At 59.3% G+C, this 12,850-nt stretch carries 13 protein-coding genes; 9 read left to right on the plus strand and 4 right to left on the minus strand.

Annotation, left to right across the window (positions count from 1 at the left end; all coding sequences use genetic code 11):
• The first annotated feature begins 2 nt into the window (after positions 1–2).
• Together cydB and AC0IXA_RS20185 are read left to right on the plus strand one after the other, a co-directional pair.
• A complete protein-coding gene (gene cydB / locus AC0IXA_RS20180; protein ID WP_016773089.1) occupies positions 3–1,010 on the plus strand; it encodes a cytochrome d ubiquinol oxidase subunit II in 1,008 nt (335 codons plus the stop codon).
• 85 nt (positions 1,011–1,095) lie between these two features.
• Positions 1,096–1,263, plus strand: a complete 168-nt coding sequence (locus tag AC0IXA_RS20185) for a DUF2474 domain-containing protein (protein WP_471814386.1) — start codon at positions 1,096–1,098, stop codon at positions 1,261–1,263.
• 71 nt (positions 1,264–1,334) lie between these two features.
• Here AC0IXA_RS20185 and AC0IXA_RS20190 read toward each other — a convergent pair whose 3' ends face one another.
• Positions 1,335–2,459, minus strand: coding sequence for a methyltransferase (locus AC0IXA_RS20190; protein ID WP_471814387.1), 1,125 nt, complete (start codon positions 2,457–2,459; stop codon positions 1,335–1,337).
• A 174-nt stretch (positions 2,460–2,633) separates the two neighbouring features.
• Entirely contained in the window at positions 2,634–3,344 is a 711-nt protein-coding gene (locus AC0IXA_RS20195) for an autoinducer binding domain-containing protein (protein ID WP_471814388.1), read from the minus strand.
• Between the two features lie 311 nt (positions 3,345–3,655).
• Here AC0IXA_RS20195 and AC0IXA_RS20200 point away from each other — a divergent pair, with 311 nt between their 5' ends.
• Positions 3,656–4,432 carry a ferredoxin--NADP reductase gene (locus AC0IXA_RS20200; protein WP_122603864.1) on the plus strand — a complete coding sequence of 259 codons (777 nt, stop codon included), beginning with the start codon at positions 3,656–3,658 and terminating at the stop codon, positions 4,430–4,432.
• Between the two features lie 45 nt (positions 4,433–4,477).
• On the opposite strand, the gene mscL is transcribed toward AC0IXA_RS20200, so the two are convergent.
• Positions 4,478–4,891 carry a large-conductance mechanosensitive channel protein MscL gene (mscL, locus tag AC0IXA_RS20205; RefSeq protein WP_024014404.1) on the minus strand — a complete coding sequence of 138 codons (414 nt, stop codon included), beginning with the start codon at positions 4,889–4,891 and terminating at the stop codon, positions 4,478–4,480.
• Positions 4,892–5,176: 285 nt separating this feature from the next.
• Here mscL and katB point away from each other — a divergent pair, with 285 nt between their 5' ends.
• The 3 genes from katB to radA are packed head-to-tail and all read left to right on the plus strand — an operon-like array spanning position 5,177 to position 8,736.
• Positions 5,177–6,718, plus strand: a complete 1,542-nt coding sequence (gene katB, locus AC0IXA_RS20210; RefSeq protein WP_471814389.1) for a catalase KatB — start codon at positions 5,177–5,179, stop codon at positions 6,716–6,718.
• A gap of 57 nt (positions 6,719–6,775) precedes the next feature.
• Positions 6,776–7,321 carry an ankyrin repeat domain-containing protein gene (locus AC0IXA_RS20215; RefSeq protein WP_341639228.1) on the plus strand — a complete coding sequence of 182 codons (546 nt, stop codon included), beginning with the start codon at positions 6,776–6,778 and terminating at the stop codon, positions 7,319–7,321.
• Positions 7,322–7,368: 47 nt separating this feature from the next.
• Complete coding sequence (radA, locus tag AC0IXA_RS20220) at positions 7,369–8,736, plus strand: DNA repair protein RadA (RefSeq protein ID WP_003228407.1); 1,368 nt, start codon at positions 7,369–7,371, stop codon at positions 8,734–8,736.
• 169 nt (positions 8,737–8,905) lie between these two features.
• Here radA and AC0IXA_RS20225 read toward each other — a convergent pair whose 3' ends face one another.
• A complete protein-coding gene (locus tag AC0IXA_RS20225; RefSeq protein ID WP_341639227.1) occupies positions 8,906–9,274 on the minus strand; it encodes a PilZ domain-containing protein in 369 nt (122 codons plus the stop codon).
• A 159-nt stretch (positions 9,275–9,433) separates the two neighbouring features.
• On the opposite strand from AC0IXA_RS20225, the gene AC0IXA_RS20230 reads away from it, so the two are divergent.
• The 3 genes from AC0IXA_RS20230 (at position 9,434) to yjiA (ending at position 12,843) form a co-directional block, all read left to right on the plus strand.
• The gene (locus tag AC0IXA_RS20230; RefSeq protein WP_471814390.1) at positions 9,434–11,500 is read left to right on the plus strand and encodes a carbon starvation CstA family protein; all 2,067 of its coding nucleotides are present in this window, start codon (positions 9,434–9,436) and stop codon (positions 11,498–11,500) included.
• A gap of 15 nt (positions 11,501–11,515) precedes the next feature.
• Complete coding sequence (locus tag AC0IXA_RS20235; protein WP_003228401.1) at positions 11,516–11,713, plus strand: YbdD/YjiX family protein; 198 nt, start codon at positions 11,516–11,518, stop codon at positions 11,711–11,713.
• Between the two features lie 152 nt (positions 11,714–11,865).
• Complete coding sequence (yjiA, locus tag AC0IXA_RS20240; RefSeq protein ID WP_471814391.1) at positions 11,866–12,843, plus strand: GTPase; 978 nt, start codon at positions 11,866–11,868, stop codon at positions 12,841–12,843.
• Positions 12,844–12,850 lie beyond the last annotated feature (7 nt).

Consider the following 12,850-nt stretch of genomic DNA (forward strand, 5'->3'; position numbering starts at 1 on the left):
TCATGGGTATCGATCTTCCGCTGATCTGGGCCGTGATCATCATCTTCGGCATCATGATGTACGTGGTCATGGACGGCTTCGACCTGGGCATCGGCATTCTCTTCCCGTTCGTGCCCGGCAAGACCGATCGCGACGTGATGATGAACACTGTCGCCCCGGTCTGGGACGGCAACGAAACCTGGCTGGTACTGGGTGGCGCGGCGTTGTTCGGCGCCTTCCCGCTGGCCTATTCGGTGGTGTTGTCGGCGCTGTACCTGCCGCTGATCTTCATGCTCATGGGCCTGATCTTTCGCGGCGTGGCTTTCGAGTTCCGCTTCAAGGCCAAGGATGAAAAACGTCACCTGTGGGATAAGGCATTTATCGGTGGTTCGATCGCGGCGACGTTCTTTCAGGGCGTGGCGCTGGGAGCGTTCATCGATGGTCTGCCGGTGGTCAATCGCCAGTTCGCCGGTGGTTCACTGGACTGGCTGACGCCGTTCACGCTGTTCTGCGGCGCGGCGCTGGTGGTGGCCTATGCCTTGCTCGGCTGCACCTGGCTGATCATGAAAACCGAAGGCAAATTGCAGGAACAGATGCATGATCTGGCGCGACCGCTGGCATTCGTCCTGCTGGCAGTGATTGGTATCGTCAGCCTGTGGACGCCTCTGTCGCATCCGGAAATCGCCTCGCGCTGGTTCAGCATGCCGAATCTGTTCTGGTTCATGCCGGTGCCGATTCTGGTGCTGGTCACCTTGTACGGCCTGATCCGCGCGGTGGCACGTAACGCCAACTACACGCCGTTCCTGCTGACCCTGGTGCTGATTTTCCTCGGCTACAGCGGTCTGGGCATCAGCCTGTGGCCGAACATCGTGCCGCCGTCGATCTCGATCTGGGACGCCGCCGCGCCGCCGCAAAGTCAGGGCTTCATGCTGGTCGGCACGCTGTTCATCATTCCGTTCATCCTCGGTTACACCTTCTGGAGCTACTACGTGTTCCGCGGCAAGGTCACCCACGAAGACGGTTATCACTAATCCCATGCTGGGGCTTGCCCTGTGGGAGCGAGCCTGCTCGCGAAGGCGTCCGCAGTGACGCCTTGGCTTAACGGAGATCGATGCAATGACCGGCAAAAATTCCCTGCACGACATTGAAGAAGCCGAAAAAAAGCCGCTGTGGCAGCGGCTCGGCTGGTTGGCTCTGATCTGGGTTGGCAGTGTCGGCGTGTTGTTCATCGCCGCCAGCCTGATGCGCATGTTCATGAATGCCGCAGGTTTGACCTCCCACTGAAACATCCCGTCCCGGCGCCTTCGGGTATGGACTTGCGACCCTCCTCACGGAGGGTTTTTTATGCCGCAGATTTATTTGCGCGCCTTGAGGATGACGAATTTCGGCGTCGCCGCCACTTGCTCGACACCACGAAACAGACGCGCCAGTTTGCTGTGATAGCCCAGATGCCGGTTGCCGACAATGTACAGCGCACCGCCGACCACCAGTGCCTCGCGCGCCTGTTGGAACATGCGCCAGGCGAGGAAATCGCCAACCACCTGCTGCTGATGGAACGGCGGGTTGCACAGCACCACGTCCAGCGACTGCGGCGCCTGCCCGGCCAGACCATCGCCAGCGCGCACGCTGACTTCGCGATCGGCCAATGCCGCGCGCCAGTTCTCGGCAGCCGATTGCACCGCCATGAACGATTCGTCGACCAGCGTGTAATGCGCATCCGGGTTCTGCAAGGCGCTGGCGATTGCCAGAACACCGTTGCCGCAACCGAGGTCGGCGACTCGCGCGTGGCCAAGGTTTTTCGGTAGATGCGGCAGAAACGCGCGAGTGCCGATGTCGAGGCCTTCGCGGCAGAACACATTGGCGTGGTTAAGCAATTCGATCGCCGGTTCGTCGAGGCGATAGCGAGTGGGGTAGGGCGATGTGGCGGGCGCTTTGCTTTCAGGTGTGGCGATCAGCAATCGCGCCTTTTTCACTGCCAGCGATGCCTGCACAGGACCAACGTAGCGCTCCAGCAGGTCGCCGGCAGCGCGCGGCAGATGCTTGACCATGGCGGCGGCGATCACTTGCGCGCCGGGAGCGAGTTGTCCTTGCAGGCGGATCAGCTGTTCTTCCAACAGCGCCAGGGTTTTGGGACCGCGGATCAGCACCCGATCAAACGGCCCGACCAAGGGCTCACTGGCCGGAATCGGACGAATCGCGTCGAACGCCTGACCATTGCGCAGCAAATTCTTTTCCAGCCCGACGAAACCCAGGAACGAGTCGCCGCTGCTGCTTACCTCGACCTTGTCCAACAGACTGATCGCCAAGGCGCCAAAGCTGTCATTGAGCACCAGCACGCGGGTGCTGCTCGCAGGTTGTTCGCTGGCGAGATGATTGAGCAGGTATTCGTCCGCCGCATCGAAGGCTTGCAGCGGTTCATTCTGCTGTTCAGGCTGGCGGATCAGGTCGAGCTGGGCGAAAGGCGTTTCGAGCAAGGGCATGGGGCGGGGACTCAGGATATTCGGCAGATATCCCGTTGCCGGCAGATGGTGCGACGGGATCCGACCAAGTGGACTGCGATGCAAGCAGGTTGCGTCATCACTTGGAAAGGCCTGAATGGTACGTTTTTTTGCGCCTAAATACTCGCAGGATTACCGTGCGATAACGCTCAGCTGTCAGATGATGCCGGCACGAGCGGCGGCGATCACTGCGGAAATCTTGTTGCAGAGGTTGAATTTTTCGATGACGTTTTGCACATGATAGTTAACGGTGCGTTCGCTCAGGCTGAGGATTCTCGAAATATCGTGAGCGGTTTTGCCCATGGCGGACAATTTCATGATCTCCAGCTCCCGGGACGATAGCCTCGGCTTGCTGGGTTTGGCTGGTGTGGGAACGGTGCGGGCGTACAGGTCACTGAAGTGTCGGTTGGCAAAAAACAGATAACCGTAATGTTCATACAGTTCGAGCGGGCTGATCGGGCAGTGGGTGCGCGCCAGGCTGATGATGCTGCACAAACCGCTGGTGTCGTCATGAAAGGCCTGCGACCAGCCATGCTGCAGTCCATTTTTCTTCAACGCCTGCCACAATTCTGGCGCATCGGTGAACACTCTTTCTTCCCAGACGATCGGCAATACCGAATGATTGCAATGCGCTATTACCGGATCAATATTGCGGAAGTTCTCTTTGTTGTACTGGATGTTCCATTCTTTCGGATAGTTATTGATTTGCAAGGCATTCAAATGGACATCCCGATGGGGGGAGGTGACCGCTATCGCACAATAGTTAAAGCCCAGATTCTCGGCAAATCTCAGCAGTATCGGGTACGCCGCTTCTATGCCTTTGGCAAATGTCAGTTGTTTTAACTGTGATTCCTTCCACGTTTCCATGAACTTTGCCTCCATCCTGATATAGGGGCGCCAAATGGATCCAAAAAATCCGGCACGAATCGAAGTGTAGGATCTTTCCTGCGAAACGCCTTACATTTTTTCGAGATTGAAACTTTGATGTTTTTTATAAAGTGTTCTTAGCAATACAGGCTGTTATATTTTAATTGGCATCATAAAGTTATTGCTCTAGATCCAGCATTGCCAACAAATCGAATGTCTAGCGCTGATCCCGTCAATACCATTACCAATCACGAGTGTTTGGCAGCGCGATTTTGCGGGACACTGTGGGCAATCGTTTCAAGGAGTGCCTCATGACTGCCAGTGCCGAGAAGTACACCACCCAGACCTTGCTCGATGTGCAACCGTTGACGCCGAACCTGTTCACGCTGCGCACCAGCCGTGATCCCGGCTTTCGCTTTCGTGCCGGCCAGTTCGCCCGGCTGGGCGTGACCAAGGCCGATGGCAGCACGGTCTGGCGCGCCTATTCGATGGTGTCGTCGCCGTTCGATGAGTTTCTCGAGTTCTTTTCCATCGTCGTGCCGGGCGGCGAATTCACCAGTGAGCTGAGCCGGCTACAGGTCGGCGATAGCCTGATGGTCGAGCGCCAGGCGTTCGGCTATTTGACGCTGGATCGTTTTGTCGACGGCCGAGACCTGTGGTTATTGTCGACCGGCACCGGGGTGGCGCCCTTTCTGTCGATCCTGCAGGACTTCGAGGTCTGGGAGAAATTCGAGCGGATCATTCTGGTTTACAGCGTCCGGGAGGCGCGGGAACTGGCCTATCAAGAGTTGATCGCCGGGTTGGCGCAACGTGACTATCTGAGTGAATACGCCCACAAGCTGCAATTCATCCCCACTGTGACCCGCGAAGCGCATCCAGGCGCGTTGCAGGGCCGGATTACCACGTTGATCGAAAACGGCGAACTGGAGCGAGCGGCAGGGGTTGAGCTCTCGCCAGAGCATTCGCGAGTGATGCTGTGCGGCAATCCGCAGATGATCGACGACACCCGCGCCTTGCTGAAACAGCGCGACATGCGCCTGAGCCTGACGCGCAAGCCTGGGCAGGTTGCGGTGGAGAATTACTGGTAACGAAAACGGCACCCGCGGGTGCCGTTTCAATGTGTAGCGAATGCCTCAGGGCCGCTCGTTCTGCGCCTTGAGCAGGTCGCGGATTTCGCCCAGTAGTTGCTCTTCCTTGCTCGGGATCGGCGGCGCGGTCGGCGCCACGGCTTCTTCGCGCTTGAGGCGGTTGATGGCTTTGACGCCCATGAAGATCGCGAATGCGACGATCACGAAATCCAGCACCGTCTGCAGGAATTTGCCGTAAGCCAGCACCACGGCGGGCGCATCGCCCTGGGCGGCTTTGAGCGTGACGGCCAGATCGCTGAAGTCCACCCCACCGATCAACAGGCCAATCGGCGGCATGATCACGTCGCCGACAAACGACGAAACGATCTTGCCGAACGCCGCGCCGATGATGATACCGACGGCCATGTCGACCACATTGCCTTTGACCGCGAAGGCCTTGAACTCGCTAAGCACGCCCATAGTTATTTCCTTGTTACAGATGAGTTTGGTGTAGGCAGTGTAAATCAGCGAAACGCCTCCTGCGCGAAACACCTTCTTACAATGTCCGTTTTTATCGACACATCAATTGACGATTAGTTTGCAAAATGCCAGCAATCGCGCGCGGAATACGCGCTAACCCGCTGACGGGAAAGCCAATTTCTTCAATCATGGCGTTACGTTCTTTCTATTTATGTTCCTCAGCACGGGCCTCTAGCCTTGCTGTGGCGCACCTGGATGCGCTCAATAAAACCAGAGGAACCTGATATGACTTCCGCTCTTGGACTGGGGGCTTTTCCCCATCGCCGCACTCTCGGCGTTCTCACCGCCAGCCTGCTGACCTTCTCGGTCAACGCCGCTCCGCTGACCCGCGACAACGGCGCTGCTGTCGGTGACAATCAGAACTCGCAAACCGCCGGCGCCACCGGCCCGGTGCTGCTGCAGGACGTGCAACTGATCCAGAAGCTGCAACGCTTCGACCGTGAGCGTATTCCCGAGCGCGTGGTACATGCACGCGGTACCGGCGCTCATGGCACCTTCACCGTGACCGATGACCTCAGCGACCTGAGCAAGGCCAAGGTGTTCGCCGCAGGCCAGAGCACGCCGGTATTCGTGCGTTTCTCGGCGGTGGTGCATGGCAACCATTCCCCGGAAACCCTGCGTGACCCGCGGGGTTTCGCCACCAAGTTCTACACCGCTGACGGCAATTGGGATCTGGTCGGCAACAATTTCCCGACCTTCTTCATCCGCGATGCGATCAAATTCCCGGATATGGTCCACGCCTTCAAGCCCGATCCACGCACCAACCTCGATGACGATTCCCGCCGGTTCGATTTCTTCTCCCATGTACCGGAAGCCACCCGCACACTGACCGAGTTGTATTCCAATTACGGCACTCCGGCCAGTTATCGAGAGATGGATGGCAATGGTGTTCATGCCTACAAGCTGATCAATGCCAGGAATGAAGTTCACTATGTGAAGTTTCACTGGAAAAGTTTGCAAGGCATCAAGAACCTCACACCAAAACAAGTCAGCGAAGTTCAAGGTCAGGATTACAGTCATATGACCAACGACTTGGTGAGTAATATCAACAAGGGCAACTTTCCGAAGTGGGACTTGTACGTGCAAGTTCTCAAGCCGCAGGATTTGTCCAAGTTTGATTTCGATCCATTGGATGCAACCAAGATCTGGCCCGGTATTGCCGAGCGCAAAGTTGGACAAATGGTCTTGAACCGTAATCCGGCCAATGTCTTCCAGGAAACTGAACAAGTTGCCATGGCACCGGCCAACGTAGTTCCGGGTATCGAGCCTTCGGAAGATCGTTTGTTGCAGGGCCGAGTGTTCTCTTACGCCGATACGCAGATGTATCGCCTCGGTGCCAACGCTTTGCAATTGCCGATCAACGCACCGAAAACCGCAGTGAACAATGGCAATCAGGATGGCGCGATGAATTTTGGCGCCAGCCAGTCCGGCGTCAACTACCAGCCAAGCCGCCTGCAACCGCGTGAAGAAACGCCATCGGCGCGTTACAGCCAATCGGCGCTGGCGGGCACCACCCAGCAGGCGAAGATTCAGCGTGAGCAGAACTTCAAGCAGGCCGGTGATCTGTATCGCTCGTACAGCAAGCAGGAACGTCGCGACCTGATCGACAGCTTCGGCGGCTCGCTGGCCACCACCGATGACGAGAGCAAGCACATCATCCTGTCCTTCCTGTACAAGGCTGACCCCGAGTACGGCAGCGGTGTGACCGAAGTGGCCAAAGGCGACCTCAGCCGTGTGAAAGCACTGGCGGCCAAACTGACCGACTGATAGCGATGCGGCGCACGCGAGGGCTGTCCCGCCTCGCGTGCGCTCAAGGAGAGCCCGATGCGTATTTTTCTTTTGTGCCTGGCCGGGTGCCTGTCGTTCAGCGCGTGGGCGGCACCGGTCGAGCAAAGCCCCGAGGCAATCAAGGCGCAGTTGCAGGATTACTACTTCGACGCCGCCCGCCGTGGCGACGTGCCAATGCTCGAGACCTTCATCGAGTCCGGCTATTCCCTCGATACCCGCGACAGCAAGGGTTACACCGCGCTGATTCTGGCGGCCTATCACGGTCAGGCGCCGGCGGTTGAGCGACTGTTGGCAGCGGGCGCGGACGCCTGTGCTCAGGATCAACGCGGCAACACGGCGCTGATGGGCGCGATTTTCAAAGGCGAATTGCAGATCGCCCGGCGCCTGATGGCCACCGATTGCAGCCCCGACCAACGTAACGGCGCCGGGCAGACCGCGGCGATGTACGCCGGGCTGTTCAAGCGTCTGGATTTGCTTGATGCGTTGAAAGCCAAGGGCGCCGACCTCAACGCCGAGGATCCGCTGGGCAACAGTGCCGCGCGTCTGGCCAGCGGTGAAATCCGCACCGCTGCGCCGCGCTGATCGGCGATGGCTGCGTTATCATCGCCTCTTTTGTTCCGGGGGTTCTGATGGCCAAGGCCAAGCGCATGTACGGCTGCACCGAGTGCGGCGCAACCTTTCCCAAGTGGGCCGGGCAGTGCGGTGAGTGCGGTGCCTGGAACACCCTGACCGAAACCATGATCGAAAGCGGCGGCGCCACGGCACCCACCGGGCGCACCGGTTGGGCTGGCCAGCAGGCGCAGATCAAGACGCTCGCCGAAGTCAGCATCGAAGAGATTCCACGTTTTTCCACCGCCTCCGGTGAGCTTGATCGCGTACTCGGCGGTGGTCTGGTCGATGGCTCGGTGGTGCTGATTGGCGGTGATCCGGGGATCGGCAAGTCGACAATCCTGCTCCAGACCCTGTGCAATCTGGCCAAGAGCATGCCTGCGCTGTACGTCACTGGTGAAGAATCCCAGCAGCAAGTGGCGATGCGCGCTCGCCGTCTCGGCCTGCCGCAGGATCAACTGCGGGTGATGACCGAAACCTGCATCGAAACCATCATTGCCACTGCCCGCCAGGAAAAGCCCAAGGTGATGGTGATCGACTCGATCCAGACCATTTTCACCGAACAACTGCAATCGGCCCCGGGCGGCGTGTCGCAGGTGCGTGAAAGTGCGGCGTTGCTGGTGCGCTACGCCAAACAGAGCGGCACGGCGATCTTCCTCGTCGGCCACGTCACTAAAGAAGGTGCGCTGGCCGGTCCGCGTGTTCTGGAACACATGGTCGACACGGTGCTGTATTTCGAAGGTGAATCCGATGGTCGACTGCGTCTGCTGCGGGCGGTGAAAAACCGTTTCGGCGCGGTCAACGAGTTGGGCGTGTTCGGCATGACCGACAAGGGCCTGAAAGAAGTCTCCAACCCATCGGCGATTTTTCTCACCCGCGCTCAGGAAGAAGTCCCGGGCAGTGTGGTCATGGCGACGTGGGAAGGCACCCGACCGATGCTGGTGGAAGTGCAGGCGCTGGTCGATGACAGCCATCTGGCCAACCCGCGTCGGGTGACGCTGGGGCTGGATCAGAACCGATTGGCGATGTTGCTCGCTGTGCTGCACCGCCACGGCGGGATTCCGACCCACGATCAGGACGTGTTCCTCAACGTGGTCGGTGGCGTGAAGGTGCTGGAGACGGCGTCGGATCTGGCGTTGATGGCGGCGGTGATGTCGAGTCTGCGCAACCGGCCGCTGCCCCATGACCTGCTGGTGTTCGGCGAAGTCGGCCTGTCCGGCGAGGTACGCCCGGTGCCGAGCGGGCAGGAGCGGTTGAAGGAAGCGGCCAAGCATGGCTTCAAACGCGCGATCGTGCCCAAGGGCAACGCACCGAAGGAAGCGCCGGCGGGGTTGCAGATCATTGCCGTGACGCGCCTCGAACAAGCCCTCGACGCACTGTTTGAGTGAATGCCGAACCTCTGTGGTGAGGGGATTTATCCCCGTTGGGGCGCGTAGCGGCCCTGAAAAAACGGGTCTGCTGCGCAGCCCAACGGGGATAAATCCCCTCGCCACATAAGTCCCCTCACCACATAAATCCCCATCACCACAGGAGCATTCCAAATTGGGATTGGGGGGGCTAGATTTCGATCAGGGCACCCAGTTCGCGTTCCAGCTCGGCCTCATCCGCCAGATTCAGTTCGATCAAGCGGCGCAGGCGCTGGATCGATTCCAGGCTGATGTGCCGGCAGACAAATCCCAAATGGCCTTTTTCCTCATGGGTCAGATGCACATCCATTTCGATGTCGACGTCATCGCTCAGGTGAATATCGACGAAAAAGTCTTGCTCCTTATCTCCAAGCCACGGCTCCGGTCGCTCGATCAGCAGGCCCTTGAGCGAAAGGTCGATCAGTTTGACCGGCCAGATGTACTCGCCCTGTTTCAGCTCGGTTCGGGCATCGAACGCAATACGTTTGAAACGACGTCGATTGGCGGGGTGCTCGCTCATGGCGCAATCCTCATGAAGGTTCGCTGACTATAGACCGCGAATGCGGGCGCCAGCCAATCGCTCAAGCGTCTAGACCTATGTCGGGGTATGGCCTTTGGCGCCGTAAGCGCTAAACTCGGGGTGGCTGTCTTTCTTGTCCACCCTGGCTGGAATAATAAAATGAAAAATAATAATAGCCTGCTGCGCCACTTACCCTGGCTCGTGCTGGCAATCGTAGGAGCGTGCGCCCTTGGCGTAGTGGCATTGCGCCGCGGCCAGGCGATCAACGCCTTGTGGATTGTGGTCGCTGCCGTGGCCATCTATCTGGTTGCGTACCGTTACTACAGTCTGTTCATCGCCAACAACGTGATGCAACTGGATCCGCGTCGGGCCACCCCCGCCGTGCTCAACAACGATGGTCTGGACTATGTGCCGACCAACAAACACATTCTTTTCGGTCACCACTTCGCGGCCATCGCTGGCGCGGGGCCGCTGGTCGGTCCGGTGCTGGCGGCGCAGATGGGGTATCTGCCCGGCACACTCTGGCTGATTGCCGGTGTGGTGCTGGCGGGCGCGGTGCAGGACTTCATGGTCCTGTTCATGTCGACCCGACGCAACGGCCGTTCCCTGGGCGATATGGTGCGTGAAGAGATGGGCCGGATTCCCGGGACCATCGCACTGTTCGGCTGCTTCCTGATCATGATCATCATCCTCGCGGTGCTGGCGCTGATCGTGGTCAAGGCCCTCGCCGAGAGCCCGTGGGGCATCTTCACCGTGATGGCGACCATCCCGATCGCGATGTTCATGGGCATCTACATGCGCTACATCCGCCCCGGCCGCATCGGCGAAATCTCCGTGGTCGGTGTGTTGCTGCTGCTCGGTTCGATCTGGCTGGGCGGGCAGATTGCTGCCGATCCGGTATGGGCCAAAGCCTTTACCTTCACCGGTGTGCAGATTACCTGGATGCTGGTCGGCTATGGTTTCGTCGCTGCATCGCTGCCGGTCTGGCTGATTCTCGCGCCACGTGACTACCTGTCGACCTTCCTCAAGATCGGCACCATCGTCGCCCTTGCGATCGGCATCCTGATCACCATGCCCGAGCTGAAAATGCCGGCGCTGACCCAGTTCGTCGACGGCACCGGGCCGGTGTGGAAGGGCGGTCTGTTCCCGTTCCTGTTCATCACCATCGCCTGCGGCGCGGTATCGGGTTTCCACGCGCTGATCTCGTCGGGCACCACGCCGAAGCTGCTGGATAACGAAACCAACGCCCGCTACATCGGTTACGGCGGCATGCTGATGGAATCGTTCGTGGCGATCATGGCCATGGTTGCCGCTTCGGTGATCGAGCCGGGCGTGTACTTCGCCATGAACAGCCCGGCCGCAGTCGTCGGCAGTGACGTCGCTTCGGTGGCGCAGGTTGTCACGAGCTGGGGCTTTGCGATCACACCGGAAGCGCTGCAAGCGGTTGCCCATGACATCGGCGAAACCACCATTCTGGCTCGCGCCGGTGGCGCGCCGACCCTGGCGGTCGGTATTGCGCAGATCCTGCACAGTGTCCTGCCGGGTGAAAACACCATGGCGTTCTGGTACCACTTCGCGATCCTGTTCGAAGCGCTGTTCATCCTCACCGCTGTCGACGCCGGCACCCGTGCCGGACGCTTCATGCTGCAGGACCTGCTCGGTTCCTTCGTACCAGCGCTCAAACGCACCGAATCGTGGGGCGCCAACCTGATCGCCACCGCCGGTTGTGTGGCGATGTGGGGCTGGTTGCTGTATCAGGGCGTGATCGATCCTCTGGGCGGCATCAACACCTTGTGGCCATTGTTCGGCATCTCCAACCAGATGCTCGCCGGTATCGCGCTGATGCTCGGCACCGTGGTCCTGATCAAAATGAAGCGCCAGCGCTACATCTGGGTCACCCTGTTGCCGGCCACCTGGCTGTTGATCTGCACCACTACTGCTGGCTTCATCAAGCTGTTCGACGCCAACCCGGCGATCGGCTTCCTGTCCCTGGCCAAGAAGTACAGCGATGCGCTGGCCAACGGTCAGGTGCTGGCACCGGCGAAGAGCGTCGAGCAGATGCAGCACGTGATCTTCAACGCCTACACCAACGCCACACTCACCGCGCTGTTCCTGTTCGTGGTCTTCAGCATCCTGTTCTATGCGCTCAAGGTCGGCATTGCCGCCTGGGGCAAAAAGGAGCGTACGGATAAAGAATCGCCATTCCAGGCCCTGCCGGATGCGTAACCAGAGGATTGCAGCATGTTCAATGACCTGAGTCGCCTCGGTAAATACCTCGGTCAGGCCGCACGCCTGATGGTCGGCATGCCCGACTACGACACCTACGTCGAGCATATGCAGACCAAACACCCGGACAAACCGGTGATGAGCTACGAGATGTTCTTTCGCGAACGTCAGGAAGCCCGTTACGGTGGCAAGGGTGGGCCGAAGTGCTGTTGAGCTGACAGCCTGCGGTTGAGGTAATCCCCTGTGGGAGCGAGCCTGCTCGCGAATACGGAGTGTCAGTTGATGAATGATTTGACTGACACACCGCTTTCGCGAGCAGGCTCGCTCCCACATTTGTTTTTGTGTTCTTTTCAGGAGATCGGGTTTTGTCTTCTCCCATTCCGGTAACGGTTCTCAGCGGTTTCCTCGGCGCCGGCAAGACCACCTTGCTGCGTCATTTATTGAAAGCCGAGCACGGCCTGAAAATCGCCGTGATCGAAAACGAATTCAGCGACGCCGGCATCGACACTCAGTTGCTGGGTGACGAGCCGGTGCAAGTCATGACCCTGGCCAACGGCTGCGTCTGCTGCACCATTCACACCGATCTGACCAAGGCGCTGTACCTGCTGCTCGAACGTCTGGACAGCGGCGAGATCGCCTTCGACCGTTTGGTGATCGAGTGCACGGGTCTGGCCGATCCGGCGCCGGTGGCGCAGACCTTTTTCATCGATGAAGAGCTGCGCGAGCGTTATCTGCTCGACGGCATCATCACCCTGGTCGACGCCGCTCACGCCGACGTGCACCTGACCCAGACCATTGCCCAGGCGCAGATCGGTTTCGCCGATCGCTTGCTGGTGAGCAAGACCGATCTGGTCGATGAGGCGACGCTCACCGCGCTGAGCGAACGCCTTACGCGAATCAACCGCCGCGCGCCGATCCGCGTGGTCGAGCATGGCAACATCGATCTGGCCGAACTGCTGGATGTGCGCGGCTTCAACCTCAATGCTGATTTGGGCGGCGGTCTGAGCCTGCGTCCGGTGAGCAAGGCGCCGTCGATCGATCGCATCTCCAGTCTGGTGCTGCGCACCGATCAGGCGCTGGATATCGATCAGCTCAGCGAGTTCATGAACGAACTGCTGGAAGAGCACGGCAAGCAATTGCTGCGCTACAAAGGCGTGCTGAACATTGCCGGCGAAGATCGGCGCTTGGTATTTCAGGGTGTGCTGAAACTCTATGGTTTCGACTGGGACACCGAATGGGCCGAGGGCGAGGCGCGGGAGAGTTTGATCGTGTTTATTGCCGATGACTTGCCGGAAGAGAAGATTCGGGCGGGGTTTGCGCGAGTAGCGGCGCAACAAGCCTGATATTTCA

The sequence above is a fragment of the Pseudomonas sp. AC083 genome (assembly GCF_979253165.1).